Annotated in this window: 18 protein-coding genes; 16 read left to right on the forward strand and 2 right to left on the reverse strand. The window is 44.5% G+C overall.

All coding sequences use genetic code 11. The features are described 5' to 3' along the window. Positions 1-83: 83 nt before the first annotated feature. From ispC to tilS, 15 genes are all read left to right on the forward strand, one after another. Positions 84-1280 (forward strand): 1-deoxy-D-xylulose-5-phosphate reductoisomerase, encoded by a 1197-nt coding sequence (gene ispC / locus BDE27_RS14635; RefSeq protein ID WP_099133488.1) that lies wholly within the window; start codon positions 84-86, stop codon positions 1278-1280. Positions 1281-1593: 313 nt separating this feature from the next. Further along, positions 1594-2286 carry a polyprenyl diphosphate synthase gene (gene uppS, locus BDE27_RS14640; RefSeq protein WP_244208802.1) on the forward strand — a complete coding sequence of 231 codons (693 nt, stop codon included), beginning with the start codon at positions 1594-1596 and terminating at the stop codon, positions 2284-2286. A gap of 9 nt (positions 2287-2295) precedes the next feature. Then, entirely contained in the window at positions 2296-3159 is an 864-nt protein-coding gene (gene cdsA, locus BDE27_RS14645) for a phosphatidate cytidylyltransferase (RefSeq protein ID WP_099133492.1), read from the forward strand. 9 nt (positions 3160-3168) lie between these two features. Next, positions 3169-4521, forward strand: coding sequence for a sigma E protease regulator RseP (rseP, locus tag BDE27_RS14650; protein WP_099133494.1), 1353 nt, complete (start codon positions 3169-3171; stop codon positions 4519-4521). 34 nt (positions 4522-4555) lie between these two features. Next, positions 4556-6937 (forward strand): outer membrane protein assembly factor BamA, encoded by a 2382-nt coding sequence (gene bamA, locus BDE27_RS14655; RefSeq protein ID WP_099133496.1) that lies wholly within the window; start codon positions 4556-4558, stop codon positions 6935-6937. A 72-nt stretch (positions 6938-7009) separates the two neighbouring features. Beyond that, entirely contained in the window at positions 7010-7507 is a 498-nt protein-coding gene (gene skp / locus BDE27_RS14660; RefSeq protein WP_099133497.1) for a molecular chaperone Skp, read from the forward strand. A gap of 4 nt (positions 7508-7511) precedes the next feature. After that, complete coding sequence (gene lpxD, locus BDE27_RS14665; RefSeq protein WP_099133499.1) at positions 7512-8540, forward strand: UDP-3-O-(3-hydroxymyristoyl)glucosamine N-acyltransferase; 1029 nt, start codon at positions 7512-7514, stop codon at positions 8538-8540. Positions 8541-8702: 162 nt separating this feature from the next. Continuing rightward, a complete protein-coding gene (fabZ, locus tag BDE27_RS14670; RefSeq protein WP_099133501.1) occupies positions 8703-9155 on the forward strand; it encodes a 3-hydroxyacyl-ACP dehydratase FabZ in 453 nt (150 codons plus the stop codon). Between the two features lie 3 nt (positions 9156-9158). Then, positions 9159-9956, forward strand: coding sequence for an acyl-ACP--UDP-N-acetylglucosamine O-acyltransferase (gene lpxA / locus BDE27_RS14675; protein WP_099133503.1), 798 nt, complete (start codon positions 9159-9161; stop codon positions 9954-9956). A gap of 8 nt (positions 9957-9964) precedes the next feature. Further along, positions 9965-11149, forward strand: a complete 1185-nt coding sequence (gene lpxB / locus BDE27_RS14680; protein WP_099133505.1) for a lipid-A-disaccharide synthase — start codon at positions 9965-9967, stop codon at positions 11147-11149. Further along, entirely contained in the window at positions 11146-11739 is a 594-nt protein-coding gene (gene rnhB, locus BDE27_RS14685) for a ribonuclease HII (protein ID WP_099133506.1), read from the forward strand. Before lpxB ends, rnhB begins: the two co-directional genes overlap by 4 nt. Positions 11740-11766: 27 nt before the next feature. Further along, on the forward strand, positions 11767-15249 hold the full coding sequence (dnaE, locus tag BDE27_RS14690; RefSeq protein ID WP_099133508.1) for a DNA polymerase III subunit alpha: 3483 nt from the start codon (positions 11767-11769) through the stop codon (positions 15247-15249). 12 nt (positions 15250-15261) lie between these two features. After that, complete coding sequence (accA, locus tag BDE27_RS14695; protein WP_099116998.1) at positions 15262-16221, forward strand: acetyl-CoA carboxylase carboxyl transferase subunit alpha; 960 nt, start codon at positions 15262-15264, stop codon at positions 16219-16221. Between the two features lie 213 nt (positions 16222-16434). Continuing rightward, entirely contained in the window at positions 16435-17352 is a 918-nt protein-coding gene (locus BDE27_RS14700) for a DMT family transporter (RefSeq protein WP_099133510.1), read from the forward strand. Between the two features lie 32 nt (positions 17353-17384). Continuing rightward, positions 17385-18746 carry a tRNA lysidine(34) synthetase TilS gene (gene tilS, locus BDE27_RS14705; RefSeq protein WP_099133512.1) on the forward strand — a complete coding sequence of 454 codons (1362 nt, stop codon included), beginning with the start codon at positions 17385-17387 and terminating at the stop codon, positions 18744-18746. Between the two features lie 146 nt (positions 18747-18892). Here tilS and rof read toward each other — a convergent pair whose 3' ends face one another. Next, positions 18893-19156, reverse strand: coding sequence for a Rho-binding antiterminator (gene rof / locus BDE27_RS14710; RefSeq protein WP_099133514.1), 264 nt, complete (start codon positions 19154-19156; stop codon positions 18893-18895). 311 nt (positions 19157-19467) lie between these two features. Between rof and nlpE the strand changes: the two genes are divergently transcribed. Beyond that, entirely contained in the window at positions 19468-20151 is a 684-nt protein-coding gene (nlpE, locus tag BDE27_RS14715) for an envelope stress response activation lipoprotein NlpE (protein WP_099133532.1), read from the forward strand. 78 nt (positions 20152-20229) lie between these two features. Here nlpE and proS read toward each other — a convergent pair whose 3' ends face one another. Next, positions 20230-21951 carry a proline--tRNA ligase gene (gene proS / locus BDE27_RS14720; RefSeq protein WP_099133516.1) on the reverse strand — a complete coding sequence of 574 codons (1722 nt, stop codon included), beginning with the start codon at positions 21949-21951 and terminating at the stop codon, positions 20230-20232. Between the last annotated feature and the right edge of the window lie 46 nt (positions 21952-21997).

Here is a 21997-nt window from a genome sequence, read left to right on the forward strand (position 1 = left end):
ATCTGCACCGCTCAAACTATGACGATTTTCTGTTGCGATTTTCCATTGCAATTTTATATCAGTAGCATACTTAGAGTATTAAAATGAAACGGTTAACTATTCTTGGCTCAACGGGTTCGATTGGGAAAAGTACGCTTTCTGTTGTCCGCAATAATCCGGAAAAATTCAGTGTAATCGCACTGGTTGCCGGGAAAAATATTGAAGTCATGGCACAGCAATGTTTGGAATTCCATCCACAATATGCAGCAATGGCAGATGAGCCGTCAGCAAAAGCTCTGCGTCAGTTATTACAGGCGCAGGGAAGTCAAACCGAAGTGCTGTTTGGTAAAGACGCTATTTGTGATTTAGCTGCATTGGAAGACGTCGATCAAGTCATGTCAGCCATTGTTGGCGTCGCAGGTTTATTGCCGACTTTGGCCGCTATCCGTAAGGGTAAACAAGTTCTGCTGGCTAACAAAGAATCTTTGATTACCAGTGGTCGTCTGTTTATGGATGCGGTTGTCCGATATAAAGCGCAATTGCTGCCAATTGATAGCGAACATAATGCTATTTTCCAAAGTCTGCCGGAGGGGGTTCAGCACAATCTTGGCAAGGCAAATCTAAAAAAACACGGTATTTCCAGCATTATCCTGACGGGATCGGGCGGGCCGTTCCGCAAGACACCTTTGGCGAATCTGCCCAACGTGACTCCGGATGAAGCGTGTGCTCATCCTATTTGGTCAATGGGACGTAAAATTTCTGTTGATTCTGCTACCATGATGAACAAGGGATTGGAATATATCGAAGCGCGTTACCTGTTCAATGCATCCGCAGATGAAATGGAGGTATTATTGCATCCCCAATCGGTGATTCATTCGATGGTTCGTTATCAGGATGGCAGCATCATCGCACAGCTGGGAACGCAAGATATGTGTACTCCAATTGCTTATGCGATGGCTTATCCTAATCGTATTCCATCTGGGGCAAAACCATTGGATTTTACCGAATTGAGTTTGCTCACTTTTGAATCCCTGGATTATCAGCGTTATCCTTGTTTGAAATTGGCGATTGAGGCTTGTCACCAGGGGCAAGCGGCAACAACGGCGTTGAATGCGGCAAATGAAGAAACCGTTGATGTTTTTTTGCAAGGTGGAATCCGTTTCACAGATATTGCGACAATCAATCGGTTGGTCGTTGAAAAAGTAAATTTATCTGAACCTCAAAGTATCGAAGAGGTCTTAGAAATCGATAACATAGCCAGGGCCTTAGCGAGAGAAGCCATAAGCACTTTTGCCAAATAGCAAGTTTTATTAATAAGTATAGGTTTGCATTTTGGCAAATGATATAGTTCGCGGGTAAATTACAGTTGCTATAATAGCCATTTCAATTATCTGGTGCTTGCATTCTAGTCATAGATAAGCGCAGGTTAAAGGCTTTCATTCAGTCGCGCCTGAAATAGCCGTGCTAATTGTTGACATGTAACACGGCTTTTTCAGGTTTGGCAGTGATTGAGTTTACCAAAAAGTCAGCTTAGTTATTTAAGGATTATTTTGAGTGATATCTCCCAGTGATAATGACTCATTGCCAACGTTACCCAGACATGTCGCCATCATTATGGATGGTAACGGTCGCTGGGCAAAAAAACGGGGCAAATTAAGAGTCTTTGGCCACCGTGCAGGAATTAAAGCCGTACGAAGTGCCGTGAGTTTTTCAGTGAAACATAATATTAATTCGCTGACGCTATATGCGTTTAGCAGCGAAAACTGGAATCGCCCACAGCAGGAAGTCAGTTCATTGATGGAGTTGTTTGTTTTTGCTCTCGATAATGAAGTAAAGAGTCTGAATAAACACAATGTGAAATTGTCTGTGATTGGTGATATCAGTCGTTTTAGCTCACGGTTGCAGGAGCGTATCCGCCGTTCTGTTGAATTAACAGCAGGCAATACCGGATTGCAGCTTAATATTGCTGCTAACTATGGTGGTCGTTGGGATCTGGTTCAGAGTTTTAAACAAATTGCTGAAAAGATTGAAGCCAATGAATTATCTCCCGAAGAGATTACCGAAACTACAGTTGATAACTTCATCAATTTAAGTCAGCAGCCCGAAGTGGATCTGGTGATTAGGACTGGAGGCGAACATCGTATCAGTAATTTCCTGCTATGGCAGATCGCTTATGCAGAATTGTATTTTACCGATATACTTTGGCCTGATTTTGATGAAACTGTTTTTGAAGGTGCGATTAATGCCTTTGCCAAACGAGAACGCCGATTTGGCGGAACACCAGACGATGCCGAAGTGGGATCATAGGAGGAGAACTTGCTGAAGTACCGTCTTTTAACTACGTTGATATTGATTCCACTTGTTATTGTAGCGCTGTTTTTCCTCCCACCAGCAGGGTTTGGGTTGGTTGTCATTGCTGTTTCAGCACTGGCTGCATGGGAATGGGGGCAATTTGCAGGTCTCTTCACTCAAGTTAAACGCATTACGCTGGCTGCGTTGTTTGCTGTAGGGCTATTGGCCTTGCAGTACTCTTTGTCAGATTTTTCTCACCTCATTGAGAAACCACAAGTTGTATACCTATTGTGGGCTGGCATGCTTTGGTGGGTGGCCGCCATTTTATTGGTGGTGACTTATCCGGCTTCTGCTTCTATTTGGAAATCGTCGGTTGCCTTGCGTCTGCTATTCGGGGTTATGACTATCGTGCCATTTTATTGTGGGATGATGGTACTGCGTACCCAGGGCTATGAAAATAATCCCTATGATGGCGCATGGTGGTTGCTGTACGTCATGCTGTTGGTATGGGCTGCCGATTCAGGTGCTTATATTTTTGGCCGTACAATGGGTAAACATAAAATGGCCCCAAAAGTATCCCCAGGCAAAACGCTTGAGGGGCTGGTTGGTGGGTTATTAACGGCTGCACTGATTTCGTGGTTGTTCGGTAAATTTGCCCCTGTCCCCACGATGCCAGAACATTTGTTGCTGATTTCTGCGGTGGTGGTGATTGCCTCGGTCTTTGGTGATTTGACTGAAAGTATGTTCAAGCGGGAATCTGGGATCAAAGACAGCAGTCAATTGATTCCGGGGCATGGCGGTGTCATGGATAGGGTTGATAGTCTAACTGCGGCAGTTCCAGTGTTTGCTGGGCTGGTTATGTTGATTTCTTCTGGATTTACTCTCTGAAGGTACGTAATGGATATTCTCTGGAATCTGGCTGCATTTATTGTTGCTTTGGGTGTTCTCATTACAGTGCATGAGTTTGGTCATTTTTGGGTTGCCAGACGATGCGGTATCTATGTTGAACGCTTTTCCATCGGATTTGGCAAGGTGCTTTGGCGTCGTACAGATAAACAGGGAACCGAATACGTTATCGCTCTTATTCCCCTTGGTGGATATGTCAAAATGCTCGACGAGCGGGTAGGGGAAGTTGTTCCTGAACGTCGTCATATGGCATTTAATAACAAAACTATTGGCCAGCGCGCGGCAGTTATCAGCGCTGGGCCAATCGCAAACTTCATTCTGGCGGTGATCGCTTATTGGCTGGTTTTTGTGATTGGCGTGCCATCTGTACGTCCGGTAGTGTTGGATGTTAAGCCAAACTCGATTGCTGCACAGGCAAATATTTTGCCTGGAATGGAACTAAAATCCGTTAATGGTATCGAAACTCCTGATTGGAATTCAGTACGTCTTGCCATGATAGGTAAAGTGGGGGCGACATCGGTCACTATGGACGTCTTGCCTCTGAATGCGCTTGATAATGTTAAAAAAACACTGGATTTGAGCCAATGGACCTTTGATCCGTCCAAGCAGGATGTTTTGCTGTCTTTGGGAATTATGCCTGTTGTACCACGGCTGAGTTCGCAAGTGGAAAAAGTTTATCCTGCTTCAGCCGCTGAAAAAGCGGGTTTACAAAGTGGGGACAGGATCGTTAAAGTCAACGATCAAGATGTAGATGTATGGCACACTTTTTCATCTTTTGTCAGGAAGAATCCTAATGTCCTTCTAAAATTGGACGTTGCGAGAGCGGGGGGAATGATCTCCTTGTCTCTGACCCCTGAAGTCAGAAAATTATCCAATGGCAGTGAGGAGGGGTTTGCTGGCACCGAACTGAAAATCATTCCATTGGCGGATGAATACAAGGTTATTCAGCAATATGGACCTTTTTCTGCCATTTATGAGGCGGGAGACAAGACTTGGCAATTAATGAAGCTGACTGTCAATATGATCGGCAAATTGATTGTGGGTGACTTAAAACTGAATAACCTGAGCGGCCCGATTTCCATTGCCAAAGGCGCCGGAGTATCGGCTGATTCTGGCTTGGTGTATTATTTAATGTTTTTGGCGCTGATTAGCGTCAATCTTGGGATCATTAATTTGTTCCCATTACCTGTACTAGATGGTGGACACTTGCTTTTCCTTGCTATCGAAAAGATCAAGGGGGGGCCAGTCTCCGAGCGTGTACAAGACTTCAGTTATCGCATTGGTGCTATGTTACTGGTGTTATTAATGGGGCTTGCACTTTTCAATGATTTCTCCCGCCTTTAAGGTGGGAGACCGGTTAGGAAAACGCATAACAACGATGGCGATGAAAAAGTTGCTCATAGCGTCGCTGCTGTTCGGCAGCGCCACTGCATACGGTTCAGACGGATTCGTGGTTCAGGACATTCACTTTGAGGGTCTTCAACGCGTCACCGTTGGTGCAGCATTACTGAACATGCCAGTTCGAGTGGGTGAGACGGTTAGTGATGAAGATATTAGCCGCACGATTCATTCATTGTTCGCAACTGGAAACTTTGAAGATGTTCGTGTCTTACGTGATGGCAATTCACTTGTTGTTCAGGTAAAAGAACGACCAACCATCGCCAGCATTACTTTCACCGGCAATAAATCGGTGAAAGATGACATGCTTAAGCAAAACCTTGAGGCCTCTCGTGTTCGTGTTGGTGAAGCTCTTGACCGCACTATGCTGTCTAATATTGAGAAGGGGCTGGAAGATTTCTATTACAGTGTTGGTAAATACAACGCGACAGTAAAAGCTGTTGTCACGCCACTGCCCCGCAACCGTGTTGATTTGAAGCTCGTTTTCTCTGAAGGGGTTTCTGCCAAGATCCAACAAATTAATATTGTTGGTAATAAAGCCTTCTCAACCAATGAGCTGCTTAATCAGTTCCAACTTAGGGATGATGTTCCCTGGTGGAACATGACGGCTGATCAGAAATACCAGAAACAAAAATTGGCAGGTGACCTTGAAACCTTGCGTAGTTTCTATCTTGATCGAGGCTATGCTCGTTTCAATATTGACTCGACTCAAGTTAATCTGACACCAGATAAGAAAGGTATTTATGTCGCTGTCAATATCACCGAAGGCGATCAGTATAAAATCGCCGGTGTTGATTTGAATGGTAATTTAGCGGGTTACCAGTCCCAAATCGAAGAATTGACTAAAATCGAACCGGGGTCTTTGTATAACGGTGCAGAAGTGACCAAGATGGAAACCGCCATCAAAAACCTGCTTGGTCGCCACGGTTATGCCTATCCTCGTGTAATGACACAACCTGAAATCAACGACACCGATAAGACGGTTAAACTGCATGTGAATGTTGATGCTGGCAATCGCTTCTACGTGCGTAAAATTCGTTTTTCAGGCAACGATATAAGTAAAGATTCAGTACTACGCCGTGAAATGCGTCAGATGGAAGGCTCCTGGCTGGGGAGTGATTTGGTTGAACAGGGCAAAGAACGCCTAAATAGACTAGGGTATTTTGACTCTGTTGATGTGGCAACGGAACGTGTACCGGACAGTCCAGATCAGGTTGATGTGGTTTACAAAGTCAAAGAACGCAATACTGGCTCGATGAACTTTGGTATTAGTTTCGGCACAGAAAGCGGCATGGGTTTCCAGATTGGTCTCCAACAAGCCAACTGGCTCGGAACGGGGAATTCCGTGAGCATCAACGCCAGTAAGAATGACTATTCAACATCAGCCGATTTATCTATGACTGACCCTTATTTCACTGTCGATGGTGTAAGTTTGGGTGGGCGCGTGTTCTATAACGATTTTCGCGCCGATGATGCCGATCTTTCGAATTATACCAATAAAGCCTACGGTACTGAGGGAACGCTCGGCTTCCCATTGAATGAAAATAATGGCCTGTCGTTTAGACTGGGTTATATCCATAACGCGTTGTCTAATATGCGACCACAGCTCGCGATGTGGCATTATTGGAATAAAATGGGTAAACATCCAAATTTTAAAGACAAGGCGCAATTTGACTCCAATGATTTCACCGTCACCATGGGATGGGTTTACAACAATCTTGACCGTGGTTTCTTCCCAACATCTGGTCTGAAATCATCTCTGGATGCGAAAGTGACAATTCCTGGTTCAGATAACCAGTTCTATAAAGTCACCTGGAACTCAGCAGCTTATTATCCACTGGATGATAATCGCTCATGGGTGTTGATGGGACGCACTCGTCTGGGATATGGCGGCGGTTTTGGTGGTAAGGAAATGCCATTCTATGAGAACTTCTATGCCGGTGGTTCCAGCAGTGTTCGCGGCTTCCGGTCGAATAATATCGGTCCGAAAGCAGTTTATTTAGATGAAAGTGGTAAACCAGAGAAAAATAGCCCATCCCGCGATGCCGTGGGAGGTAACGCGACAGCAGTTGTTAGTTTCGAACTGATTACCCCGACACCGTTCCTGGATGCTAAATATGCTAACTCCCTGCGGACTTCGTTATTTGTGGATGCGGGAACAGTGTGGGATACCAACTGGGATAAGACTTACGCTGGGATACCAGACTATAGTAAGCCAAATAACATCAGGATTTCGGCCGGTATTGCTTTGCAATGGATATCACCATTAGGGCCCTTGAGCTTCTCTTATGCGCAGCCAATTAAGGAATATGCAGGTGATAGAGCGGAGCAGTTCCAGTTCAGTATTGGCGGAGTTTGGTAATTATTAATCATTTTTGGTAAAAATCGCCCTATTATTAATATGTAAAAATAGCGTAGGTCAAAGGAGTTTATAGTGAAGAAAATATTGTGTGCAGCAGGTTTGAGTATAGCATTAGCGTTTTCTGCGGGTGCGCAGGCGGCAGATAAAATTGCTTTAGTGAACGTTGCTGAAGTTTTCCAACAGTTACCTGCCCGTGAAGCTGTGGCAAAACAGTTGGAAAATGAGTTTAAAGGCCGCGCAACCGAATTACAGCGTATGGAATCTGATCTGCAAACTAAAATCCAAAAATTACAGCGTGATAGTTCAACCATGAAAGCCAGTGAACGCGAAAAATTGGAAAAAGAAGTGATGGCGAAACGTGATGACTTTGCTCAGAAAGCACAAAGTTTTGAAAACGACAACCGCCATCGTCAGATGGAAGAACGCAATAAAATTCTGAACCGTATTCAGGATGCAGTTAAAGTGGTTGCAGGCAAAGAAGGTTACGATCTGGTTCTGGATGCGAATACCGTGGTGTATTCTACGTCTGGTAAAGATATCACTGCAGAAGTACTGAAACAGGTTAAGTAAGTAGATGGTTTCAATTCGATTGGCTGATCTCGCTCAGCAGTTGAATGCGCAATTGTACGGTGATGGCGATATCGTCATCACCGGTATTGCGCCGATGTATTCAGCAAATAACGAGCAAATTACATTTTTATCCGACAGTCGTTATACTGACAAACTTGCTACCTGTCAGGCTGCGGCGGTTGTGCTGCGCGAAGCAGATCTCCCTCACTGCAAAGTTGCCGCGTTGGTTGTTAATGATCCTTACCTGGCCTATGCACGCATGGCGCAAATTATGGATACGACACCGAAACCTGCACAGGATATCCACCCATCAGCAGTTATCTCCTCTGAGGCGGTATTGGGCAAAAATGTGGCGGTGGGGGCAAATGCGGTTATCGAATCCGGCGTTATGCTTGGTGATAATGTTATCGTTGGTGCGGGTTGTTTTATTGGAAAAAATGCGCGGATTGGGGCAGGAACCCGTCTTTGGGCCAATGTATCGATATATCACAATGTTGAAATTGGTGAGTTGTGTTTGATTCAATCGGGAGCTGTTATAGGTTCTGATGGTTTTGGTTATGCCAATGAGCGTGGGAATTGGGTTAAAATTCCACAGCTAGGCACAGTGATCATCGGAGATCGCGTTGAAATCGGCGCTTGCACGGCCATTGATCGCGGCGCATTGGATAACACTGTCATCGGTAATGGTGTTATCATAGACAACCAATGTCAGATTGCCCACAACGTGACAATTGGAGACAACACCGCGGTGGCTGGTGGTGTCATTATGGCGGGCAGTTTGAAAGTTGGCCGCTACTGTATGATTGGTGGAGCCAGTGTCATCAATGGGCACATGGAAATCTGTGACAAAGTGACCGTGACTGGTATGAGCATGGTGATACGTCCAATTACAGAGCCTGGCGTATACTCGTCGGGGTTCCCGTTACAACCGAACAAAGTTTGGCGCAAGACTGCCGCTTTAATCATGAACATCAATGAGATGAATAAGCGCTTAAAGTCAGTTGAACGCCAACTGAAAGGTGAAAACGAGTAATCATACCCGCATCTTGGATCGACATTTTTGATTAAACGTTTTTAGTTAGCATTTTTGGTTGTGCTTTTGATTTTTGCGGCCTGCCTGATAACTCTGAATTTGGAGTTAACGCAGGCCGTGTCGTTAATATTATGATTCTTATATGACAGGAAGAGTATTTAGATGAGTGATAATCATACTCTGCAAATTGAAGAGATTTTAGATTTACTGCCTCACCGCTACCCATTTTTGTTGGTAGACCGTGTTTTAGATTTTGAGGAAGGTAAATTTTTGCGCGCAGTCAAGAATGTATCATTTAATGAACCATTCTTTCAGGGGCATTTCCCTGGTAAGCCTATTTTTCCTGGTGTCTTGATCCTTGAAGCAATGGCTCAAGCTACCGGCATTCTGGCGTTCAAAAGTGTTGGATCACTGAAACCAGGTGAATTGTATTACTTTGCAGCGATTGATGGCGCTCGCTTCAAGCGTCCGGTTCTGCCAGGTGATCAAATGATCATGGAAGTAGAATTTATTAAAGAACGTCGCGGAGTTGCGCGTTTCAGGGGCGTAGCGAAAGTCGATGGAGAAGTGGCTTGTGAAGCTGAAATGATGTGTGCTCGCCGTCGTGAGGCTTAATCCATGATTGATCAGACCGCTGTTATCCATCCCTCTTCCATTATTGAAGAGGGTGCTGTTATTGGTGTCAATGTTCGCATTGGCCCATTTTGTTATATCGGTGCCCAAGTTGAGATTGGTGAAGGGACTGAATTGAAATCTCATGTTGTGGTTAATGGGATAACCAAGATTGGCCGCGATAATCAGATTTATCAATTTGCTTCCATCGGAGAGGTCAATCAGGATCTCAAATATCAGGGTGAACCCACTCGCGTTGAAATTGGTGACCGTAATCGCATTCGTGAAAGTGTTTCTATCCACAGAGGCACTGTTCAGGGTGGGGGCGTGACTAAAGTTGGTAGTGACAATCTGTTGATGATCAACGCCCATATCGCCCATGATTGCATCGTTGGTGATCGTTGTATTATTGCGAACAATGGTACATTGGGCGGACATGTTATTCTGGGTGATTATGTCATTATTGGTGGAATGACGGCCGTGCATCAATTCTGTCAAATTGGTTCTCACGTGATGGTTGGTGGTTGTTCCGGCGTTGCTCAGGATGTTCCTCCTTACATCATTGCACAGGGGAATCATGCAACACCTTTCGGATTGAATATCGAAGGTCTGAAGCGTCGTGGGTTTGACAAAGAATCTCTGCATGCAATTCGTAATGCCTATAAGACGCTTTATCGCAGCGGAAAAACATTGGAAGAAGCCAAGCAAGAGATTGATCTTCAAGCGGAAAACAACCCGCATGTGAAAGTATTCAGTGATTTTCTGGAACATTCCGCAAAATCCAGTCGTGGCATCATTCGTTAAGTAAGTAGATGAAGGATACTCCTTTGACTACCTTTTCTTCTGTTGATAATCAGCGCCCGCTGACAATTGGTTTAGTCGCCGGAGAAACTTCCGGTGATATCCTTGGGGCGGGGCTGATTCGAGCATTGAAAGCAAAAATTCCGCACGCCCGCTTTGTGGGTGTTGCTGGCCCTCTTATGCAGGCAGAAGGTTGTGAAGCCTGGTATGAGATGGAAGAGCTGGCCGTAATGGGGATCGTTGAAGTTCTGGGACGTTTGCCCCGTTTGCTGAAAATACGCAAAGACTTAACCGCACGTTTTACCGCGTTGAAGCCTGATGTGTTTATTGGCATTGATGCGCCTGACTTTAATATTACTTTGGAAGGCAGGCTTAAACAGCAGGGAATTAAAACAATCCATTACGTTAGCCCATCGGTATGGGCATGGCGTCAGAAACGTGTGTTTAAAATGGGGCGGGCAACGGATTTGGTATTGGCGTTTTTACCTTTTGAAAAAGCCTTTTACGATCAGTTTAACGTTCCATGTCGATTTATTGGGCACACAATGGCAGATGCGATGCCTTTGCAACCTGATAAAGCAGCTGCCAGAAAAATTCTGGGTATTCCATTAACTGCTCACTGTTTGGCGATCTTGCCTGGTAGTCGTCATGCTGAAGTAGAGATGCTCAGTGCTGACTTCTTAAAAACTGCACAATTATTGCGGGAGAAATTTCCCGACTTGCATGTACTGGTTCCTCTGGTTAATGCCAAACGGCGTGAACAGTTTCAGCGCATTAAAAACGAGATAGCACCGGATTTGCTGCTCCATTTATTAGATGGCAAAGCGCGTGAAGCCATGATTGCCAGTGATGCTACTTTACTGGCATCCGGTACGGCTGCACTGGAATGTATGCTGGCCAAATGCCCAATGGTGGTCGGCTATAGAATGAAACCTTTTACATTTTGGCTGGCAAAACGCCTGGTGAAAACACCGTATGTTTCTTTGCCTAACTTGCTGGCAGGAAAAGAATTAGTCAAAGAATTACTACAGGATGAATGCAAACCACAAGCATTGTCAGAGGCATTGTTACCTCTTGTGCAAGGTGGTGCTGATGTGGAAACGTTGAAACAAACGTTCTTGCATTTGCATGAAAGCATTCGCTGTGATGCCGATGAAAAGGCTGCGCAAGCCGTTTTGGAATTAGCGAGAAGATGATGGATTTTGTTTATCCACAGGCGAATTTGATTGCCGGTGTTGATGAAGTTGGACGTGGCCCATTGGTAGGGGCTGTAGTGACTGCTGCGGTTATTCTTGATCCGGCTAAACCCATTGCAGGCTTGATGGATTCGAAAAAACTCACAGAAAAGCGCCGTGAAGCACTGTATTGGGAAATAAAAGAAAAAGCCTTATGTTGGAACCTGGGTCGTGCAGAGCCGGAAGAGATCGATCAACTTAACATCCTCCATGCCACGATGCTGGCTATGCAAAGAGCTGTTGAGGGGTTGGCACTCATACCGGATTATGTTCTGATTGATGGCAATCGCTGTCCGGCATTAGTCATGCCAGCTCAAGCTGTCGTGAAGGGCGATAGCCTGGTTGCAGAAATAAGCGCCTCCTCCATTCTTGCCAAAGTAACACGTGACAGGGAAATGGCAGAGCTGGATAAACAGTTCCCTGGCTACGGCTTTGCGAAACACAAAGGTTATCCAACCGCCCTGCATCTGGAAAAATTGGCTTCTTTGGGCGCTACGGAGCATCATCGTAAAAGTTTTGCGCCAGTTAAACGGGCGCTAGGTCTTAGATAAAATCTGGGATAAGTATCTGGGCAGATTATGACAGAACCACGTTTTGTACACTTACGTGTTCACAGTGATTATTCAATGATTGATGGCTTGGCTAAGACCGGCTCACTGGTGAAAAAAGTCGCCAAATTGGGGATGCCAGCTTTTGCGATCACAGATTTTACCAACTTGTGTGGATTGGTGAAATTCTATGGCAGTGCCCATGGTGCTGGTATCAAGCCAATTATTGGTGCGGATTTTTATGTGGAAAGTGATTTGTTGGGGGATGAATATGCCCATCTGACGATCCTTGCCCGTAATAATGAAGGCTATCAAAACCTGACCTTACTGATCTCTGAGGCTTACCAAAAAGGTTATGGCGCGATTGGCCCGACTATCCAGCGGGAATGGCTGGTGAAATACAAAACAGGGTTAATCCTGCTGTCGGGCGGGCGCATGGGGGATGTGGGTAAATTCCTGCTGCGTGGCAATCGTGCGATGGTGGATCAATGCCTCGATTTTTATCAGGAATATTTCCCTGACAGCTATTACCTTGAGTTGATCCGTACCGGACGTCAGGATGAAGAAAACTATCTTCATGCGGCTGTGGTGCTGGCGTCAGAAAAAAATCTTCCCGTCGTGGCAACCAATGACGTTTGTTTTCTTGAAAGCGAGGACTTCGAAGCTCACGAGATTCGGGTTTCTATCCACGATGGTTATACACTGTCTGATCCGAAACGCCCTAAAAATTACAGCCCTCAGCAATATCTACGCAGTGAACAGGAAATGTGCGAGCTTTTCTTAGACATTCCTGAAGCGCTACAAAATAGCGTCGAAATTGCTAAACGCTGTAATGTCACAATCCGCCTTGGTGAGTATTTCCTGCCGCAGTTTCCAACGGGCGAAATGAGCACTGAAGATTTTCTCGTTGAAAAATCCAAGCAAGGATTGGAAGAACGTCTGGAGTTTCTTTATCCCGATCCGGAAGTCAGGGCGCAAAAACGTCCAGAATATGATGAGCGTCTTGATATTGAGCTGAACGTTATCAACCAGATGGGATTTCCTGGCTACTTCCTGATCGTAATGGAATTTATCCAGTGGTCGAAAGACAATGGTGTTCCCGTTGGTCCAGGACGAGGCTCTGGTGCCGGCTCCCTTGTGGCTTATGCGTTAAAAATTACTGACCTCGATCCACTGGAATTCGATCTGCTGTTTGAACGTTTCCTTAACCCTGAACGTATTTCCATGCCAGATTTTGACATCGATTTTTGCATGGAAAAACGTGATCAGGTTATCGATCACGTAGCAGATATGTATGGACGAGATGCGGTATCGCAGATCATCACGTTTGGTACGATGGCGGCGAAAGCGGTTATCCGCGATGTTGGGCGTGTACTTGGGCATCCCTATGGATTTGTAGATCGAATATCGAAACTGGTGCCTTCTGATCCGGGTATGACACTGGAAAAAGCGTTTGTCGCCGAGCCACAGCTACCTGAAATTTACGAAGCGGATGAAGAGGTTAAAGAGCTGATAGACATGGCGCGCAAACTGGAAGGTGTCACTCGTAACGCAGGTAAACATGCCGGTGGTGTTGTTATTGCACCAACCAAAATTACTGATTTTGCACCGATTTACTGTGATCCAGAAGGGCAAAACCCGGTTACCCAGTTTGACAAAAACGATGTGGAATACGCAGGCCTGGTTAAGTTTGACTTCCTTGGTCTGAGAACCCTGACCATCATCAACTGGGCACTTGAGATGGTGAATGCACGTCGTGCCAAGAAAGGGTTGGAACTGATTGATATCGCAGCTATTCCTCTGGATGATCAGAAAAGTTTCGATATGCTGCAACGTTCTGAAACCACGGCCGTGTTCCAGCTTGAATCGCGCGGAATGAAGGATTTAATCAAACGCCTGCGCCCTGACTGTTTTGAAGACATGATCGCCTTGGTGGCACTGTTCCGTCCTGGGCCATTGCAATCAGGCATGGTAGATAACTTTATCGACCGTAAACATGGACGGGAAGAACTTTCCTATCCTGATGTTGAATGGCAGCATGAATCCTTAAAACCCGTATTGGAGCCAACTTACGGTATCATCCTGTATCAGGAACAGGTGATGCAGATTGCGCAGGTTTTAGCCGGTTATACCCTTGGCGGGGCAGATATGTTGCGCCGTGCAATGGGTAAGAAAAAACCAGAGGAGATGGCTAAACAGCGATCAGTATTTGAAGAGGGAGCGGTAAAACAGGGCGTTGATGGTACGCTCGCCATGAAAATCTTCGATTTAGTGGAGAAATTCGCGGGTTATGGCTTTAACAAATCTCACTCCGCAGCTTATGCGCTGGTTTCTTACCAAACATTATGGCTGAAAGCCCACTATCCGGCAGAATTTATGGCTGCCGTGATGACAGCAGATATGGATAACACCGAAAAAGTTGTTGGGTTGGTGGATGAGTGTTGGCGCATGGGGCTGAAAGTTCTTCCTCCTGATATCAATAGCGGCTTGTACCATTTCCATGTCAATGATGATGGAGAAATTGTTTACGGCATTGGTGCGATTAAAGGTGTGGGTGAAGGCCCGATTGAAGCGATTATTGAAGCCCGGCAGAAAGGGGGGCATTTCAAAGAGCTATTCGACCTGTGTGCACGTGTTGATATCAAAAAAATAAACCGGCGGGTGATGGAAAAACTGATCATGTCCGGTGCTTTTGATCGACTGGGGCCACATCGTGCGGCACTGATGTCGTCCCTGGAAGGGGCACTGAAAGCAGCGGATCAACATGCCAAAGCAGAAGCCACGGGTCAAACCGATATGTTTGGTGTATTGGCTGAAGAACCAGAACAAGTTGAGCGTTCGTATGCCAGCACTCCCAAATGGCCAGATCAGGTGGTATTGGATGGTGAGCGGGAAACGCTGGGTTTGTACTTAACTGGACACCCAATCACAGGTTATTTGAAAGAGATTGAACGATATACCAATGGATTACGTCTAAAAGATGTGAACCCAACACCTCGTGGTCAGGTAACAACTGTGGTAGGTTTGGTATTAGCTTCCAAAATAGTGACGACCAAACGGGGCAATCGGATTGGTATCAGTACATTAGATGATCGTTCAGGACGTCTAGAGATTATGCTGTTTTCTGATGCGTTGGAAAGGTATCAGCATTTATTGGAACAGGACAAAATTTTGATTGCTACCGGACAAGTCAGCTTTGATGACTTCAGCGGTGGACTTAAAATGACAGTTCGTGAATTAATGGATATCAGTGAGGCACGTGAAAAATTTGCACGTGGGCTTGCTATCTCATTATCAGACAGGCAAATTGATGAACAATTATTGAGCCGTCTTCGTGGTGCATTGGAGCCACACCGCTCAGGTACAATACCGGTTCATCTTTATTACCAGCGGGTAGATGCCCGCGCCCGCTTACGATTCGGGGCGACATGGCGGGTAACGCCAACAGACACCCTTTTGACAGATCTGCGAACTCTGCTGGGTAATGAGCAGGTAGAATTAGAATTTGACTAGAATAGGAACATTATGAGTCTGAATTTTCTGGATTTTGAACAGCCGATTGCCGAGCTGGAAGCGAAAATTGATTCGCTTACCGCAGTTAGCCGTCAAGATGAAAAGCTAGATATCAATCTGGATGAAGAAGTCCAGCGTTTGCGGGAAAAAAGCCTGGAGCTGACTCGCAAAATTTTCGCTGATTTAGGGGCATGGCAAATTTCCCAGCTATCACGTCATCCATTGCGCCCTTATACATTGGATTATATTCAGCGCATATTTACTGACTTTGAAGAGTTAGCGGGTGATCGGGCCTATGCTGATGACAAGGCTATTGTGGGTGGGTTAGCACGTATTGATGGTCGTCCTGTCATGGTGATAGGCCACCAGAAAGGGCGTGAAACCAAAGAAAAAATCCGCCGCAATTTTGGTATGCCATCACCGGAAGGTTATCGTAAGGCGTTGAGATTGATGGAAACAGCCGAACGTTTCAAATTGCCAATCATTACTTTCATTGATACTCCTGGTGCATATCCTGGGGTAGGCGCAGAAGAGCGTGGCCAGTCAGAAGCTATTGCACGTAACTTGCGTGAAATGTCTCATCTTTCTGTACCTATCATCTGTACAGTGATTGGCGAAGGGGGTTCTGGTGGAGCGTTGGCGCTTAGTGTTGGTGATAAAGTCAACATGTTGCAATACAGTACCTTCTCTACTATCTCTCCTGAAGGTTGTGCTTCCATTTTGTGGAAAAGCGCTGAAAAAGCACCATTGGCAGCTGAAGCAATGGGGAATACCGCCCCACGTCTGAAAGAATTGAATCTGATTGATACTGTTATTCCTGAGCCATTGGGTGGTGCGCACCGTCACTATGAAGAAATCGCTGAAACATTGAAAACTCAATTGTTGGCTGATCTTTCTGAATTGAGTGAACTGGACAGTGAAGAATTAGTTAACCGTCGTTATGAGCGTTTAATGCAGTACGGTTACTGCTAAGATCTGAAAGTTTTTAATCGCTAATCGCGGGTGGAAAGTATTTCAGGTGGAAATACTGAGGAGTGATAACTTCCTGGTATTTCCACCTGTTTTGCTGTTTATAAGGGCGAAATCATCATGGCATATATAATCTAATATTATCATGCCTGATGATGTTGGGATGGAGTGGGTGCCTTGTAGGCTGGGCTTTAAAATAATAAATTGAGTTTTTCTATGGCCAAATATAAATATATTATTTATGCGTTTTCTTGCGTGTTTATCTGGAGCTTTATTCCTTCTATATCGCGTTTTGGTCAGAAAGAGATGGATCACTTCCAATATTTATTCTGGTCAAATATTTTGTCTGTTTTAGCGGTATTTGTCGTTGCCCTCATGATGGGGAAAAGTTGGAAGGGCATTTTATTTATTCCTTTGCCCGTTATGCTTAAGGTTTTGATCTTAGGTGCTTTGGATTGTTTCTTCTATTTGCTGCTTTACTATGGTTATGCCATTGAAAATGGTGTTGCTGTTTTGGTAATCCAATATAGCTGGCCGTTAATGATTATTGGATTGTCATTTTTCCTGTTTAAAGAGAAATTAACGATCAGGCAAATGATTGGCATTGCAATGGGTTTTATAGCTGTTGTGATCACTTTCACGAAAGGAAATATTACCGAGATTGCAGTGGAACATCCGCAGGCATTGTTGCTGGTATTTAGCGGATCATTTTGTTTTGCATTAATGTCAGTATTATCGAGACAGTTTGCTATTGATCCCTATATTAGTACATTTTGGGTATTCCTCTGTTCCACCTTAGTCTCCGCGGTATTTATGTTTGCTTTCAGCAGCATTAAATTACCTGCCGGTGATTCACTGATGCCAACATTACTTAACGGCATCATACTGAATGGGATCTCTTATATTATTTGGTTTAAGGCCATGAATGGCCCTGATTCCCATAAGGTTGCCTCAATCTTATTTTTATCACCCGTCTTGTCGATGATGTGGATTATCCTGTTTTTTGGTGATGCGTTTGTCCCTGCCTATGTGATTGGGTTAGTGTTGGTTATTGTTTCTGGATTACTCTGTATCAGTGCTAAAAGAAAGACTTCCGAACAAAATGAATTGATGGATGATCTGATTGAGGATTGATCAGGCAAAATGAAGAAAGGTTTGGCTCCATAATGGTAAATATTCATGATCTTTTGCTTATGACATTGGCAGAACAGATTGGCCAGCATAAAAAAATTTTGGTCGGATTTAGCGGTGGATTAGATTCCTCCGTATTGCTGCATTTACTTGTTCGTTTGCGAACCCAATCTCATCAATTGAATAGTGAACGAATGGCGCTAAGGGCAATCCATATTCACCATGGCTTAAACCCAAAGGCGGATTTATGGGTCGAACATTGTCGTCAGATTTGTGCTGACTGGCAGGTAGATTTCCGAACCGAAAAAGTCCAGCTTAATACTCGCCAGAATGGGATTGAAGCTGCGGCTAGACATGCGCGTTATCACGCATTCCAACGTGAGCTACAGCAGGATGAAATTTTAATCACGGCACAGCATCTTGATGACCAGGCAGAAACGTTTTTACTAGCATTGAAACGGGGCAGCGGTCCGGCGGGATTATCTTCCATGCCTGCCAGAATGCCATTTGCGGGAACAACATTGATTCGTCCATTGCTAAATGTAAGTCGTGCAGAATTGGAAGAGTATGCACAGATACAAAAATTACAGTGGGTAGAGGATGACAGTAATCAAGATGATCGTTATGACCGCAATTTCCTGCGTCTAAATATCATGCCGTTACTCAATCAGCGTTGGCCTCATTTCTCACAAGCGGTTTCCCGCAGTGCCAGCTTGTGTGGAGAGCAAGAACAATTGCTGGATGAATTACTGAAAGAATCTTTGGATTTATTGATTACAGCGGAAGGTTCGATCTCTATTCCTCCTTTGGAAAACAGTTCTGAAGCAAAACGAAATGCGTTGTTGCGGCGGTGGCTCCATCAGTGTGGGGTAAAAATGCCGGCACGCGAGCAACTTCAACGAATTTGGTCAGAAGTAGCACTTGCCAGACAAGATGCGGAGCCGCGTTTTAGGTTAGGGCAATATGATATTCGTCGTTATCGGCAGCAACTTTGGCTACTTCCCCAATACCAGAATCTGGCGGGAACTATTCTTGAATGGGATTTACAGCAGGAATTGATGTTACCAGATGGATTGGGAACGCTGTTTTGTTCTAAAGAAAACGGTATTACAGTGAGAAAGCCAAACAGTAATGAGCAAGTGACAATTCGTTTTGGTTTTCAGGGTAATAGTGTCCAGGGCAATATTAGCATTGTGGGACGGCAACATTCCCGCCACAGTAAAAAACTGTGGCAAGAATTTGGGGTTGCACCTTGGCTCAGGGAGAGAACGCCTTTGCTCTATTACAACGAAAAACTGATAGCTGCGCTGGGAGTTTTCATCACTAAAGAAGGGCAGAATTTGCCTGATGGCGAAGGAATTTCAGTTCAGTGGAAGAAAATCACACATCATATTTAATAGCATGGTTAGTCACGTAGTGATAAACGTAGAGTTGACTATAACGACTTATTGATTGGTCTATGAAGATTTCTTTTTACATAAAAAGTCCTTATCTTATATAAGGACTTTGGGGAGAAGGTTCTCATCGTTATTAGCGATCAGATTTAAGAATGCTCGATAACAATCGTTCCAATTTCTGGATTGCTGAAACTGATAATGTAATCTAACCTTAATTCACGGGTTCCTTCATTTGAATCGATGAGAAGATATTCAATTTTTTTTCTTAAAATCAGTTTATTAGCTTTTCCTTCAAATGTGTCACCACCTCGCAATTGGAGATGTAAATGTAGCTGGCGTTGGCATGCTAGCTCAAGGTTATCGTAATCATCACAGTTAATTGGTTGATATTCTTCGTTATCTATAGACATATTTGCTCACCACTATGTTAGTGGCGGTTATCGTGCCGCCCGTGATTGACCAAAATCAAATGCAAAATGCTACTTACGACTATAGCACAGTAAGCTTTCCGTGATTACTGAATAAGTCGGTGAGAATTTCGTTAAAACAGGAAGCGGATTGAACCTGTATCTTACCATTACACAATAAAATAAAGTCATACTATTTGATTGCTCTTTCCGTGCATTTTGGAACCCAGTAGAGTAATGTCAATTTTGTTATGTAAAGTTTATGCTTTGCGTGAAAGTCAATGATTATCTTTTTGAATTTATTGGATCAAATGATGAATAAAAAAATATTGCTTGCATTGTTGGTTGCTGGTGTATTCACAGCTGCGGGATGTCAGAATACTTCCGTAACCCAGAATAGCCCTGTATCTCAGGAAAAGTCTCAGTCAACCGAAAACGTGTTTAGTGGTGTTGTACCTTGTGCGGATTGTGCAGGTATTGAGACCACCTTACAACTTGCTAAAGATGGGACATATATATTGGGGCAAACCTATTTGGAAGCCAAAGATGAGAAAAATACGTTCTTTGAAACAGGTCATTGGGTGATAAACGGTAAAAAGGTTGTGTTAAGTCAGCAAGACGGCCAAAAATCTTATTATCAGATGAAAGGCGAAAATTTGGTTATGCTGGATATCGATGGCGAGCCAATTGAATCAAGCTTCAATTATGAATTAGATAAAGTCAAACCGAAAAAGCTGGCAGGAGAATACAGCTATTTTGCTGATTCTGCTCTCTTTACGGAATGTGGTACTGGAAGGCGTTATGATGCTGCGGAAAATATCGATTTAGAACGTGGCTATAGCGCCATGGGAGTAGAAGGTGGAACCCCTGTTTATGTGGAAATAGAGGGCTATTATACGGTTCGTCCTTCAATGGAAGATGGCTTGTTTGATAATGCAGTGGTCCAAACAGGTAAAATTCGTTTTGACAAAGCTGCTTCCTGTCATACTAAGAAATAACACATAACAGCGACGTATAATCTATTGAAAAACCTGCGTAATGAATACACAGGTTTTCTTAAAAGCTGACAAACGAAATTAAGCTTGTTGAATATGGCTTTTCAGGTAATCAACAATATTTTCCAGTTTCAGCATCTGCTTATCACCAGTGCGGCGGTGTTTATATTCGATCTCACCGTTATCTAAGTTACGATCACCGATAACCAGAGTATGTGGTACACCGATCAGTTCCATATCAGCAAACATAACACCAGGGCGTTCTTTACGATCATCGATAATGACATCAATGCCGCTGGCACGTAAGTCTGCATATAATTTTTCGGCGACTTCTTTAACACGGTAAGATTTATGCATGTTCATTGGCAGAATAGCTACTTGGAATGGGGCTATGGCATCTGGCCAGATAATGCCACGATCATCGTGGTTCTGTTCAATGGCTGCTGCAACGATACGGGTGATACCAATCCCATAGCACCCCATAGTGATAACTTGATTGTGCCCATCTTCGTTTTGCACAGTTGCTTTCAAAGCATCAGAGTACTTGGTGCCTAATTGGAAGATATGACCCACTTCAATACCACGCTTGATTAACAGCGTTCCTTTACCATCTGGGCTAGCGTCACCTTCAACGACGTTACGGATATCAGCCACTTCTGGTAATGGTAAATCACGCTCCCAGTTAATGCCGAAATAGTGTTTGTCATCAATATTGGCGCCTGCACCAAAATCACTCATGACAGATACGCTGCGGTCAATAATGACAGGTATCGGCAGGTTGACCGGACCTAAAGAGCCTGGGCCTGCTTTCACGATGGTACGGATTTCTTCTTCGGTAGCGAAAGTGAGCGGGCTGGCGACTAAAAGCAATTTTTCTGCCTTGATCTCATTCAGTTCATGATCACCGCGTACCAGCAAGGCAACTAGTTTATGTCCGCTTTCTTCTGCGGCGTGAACGATCAGAGTCTTAACGGTTTTTTCAATTGGCAGATTGAATTGTTCGACCAGCTCAGCAATCGTTTTGGCGTTTGGTGTATCGACCAGGCGCATCTCTTCAGATGGAGCTGTACGCTCTTGAGATGGCATAACTGCTTCCGCTAATTCAATATTAGCTGCATAGTTAGACTCGGTAGAGAAAACGATATCATCTTCACCACTGTCTGCCAGGACTTGGAATTCATGGGAAGCACTGCCACCGATTGAACCCGTATCAGCCAGAACTGCGCGGAAATCTAAGCCGATGCGGGTAAAGATCTTACTGTAGGCATCGTACATCTTATCGTAAATTTCTTGCAGGGACTCCTGGCTGGTGTGGAAAGAGTATGCATCTTTCATGATAAATTCACGTGAACGCATGACACCAAAACGTGGGCGAACTTCATCACGGAATTTGGTCTGGATCTGGAACAGGTTCAGTGGAAGCTGCTTATAGGAAGTGACCTCGTTACGAACCAGATCAGTGATAACTTCTTCATGGGTTGGTCCCAAAACGAAAGGGCGTTCACCGCGATCAACAAAACGCAGTAATTCTGGGCCATATTGTTCCCAACGGCCACTTTCCTGCCACAAATCTGCTGGCTGAACTACTGGCATGGAAACCTCAACCGCTCCCGCATTATTCATCTCTTCACGAACAATGTTTTCAACTTTTCTCAACGCGCGGACACCTGTCGGCATCCAGTTGTACAGACCTGAAGCGAGTTTACGGATCATTCCAGCACGAAGCATCAGTTTATGACTGACGACTTCTGCATCAGCAGGCGTCTCTTTTAAAGTAGAGAGCAGATATTGGCTAGTACGCATAGTAAGTTTCCATTGGATAGCGAAAAATAAAGACAAATCGCTAGTC

Source organism: Xenorhabdus ehlersii (assembly GCF_003610465.1).
Lineage (GTDB): Bacteria > Pseudomonadota > Gammaproteobacteria > Enterobacterales > Enterobacteriaceae > Xenorhabdus > Xenorhabdus ehlersii.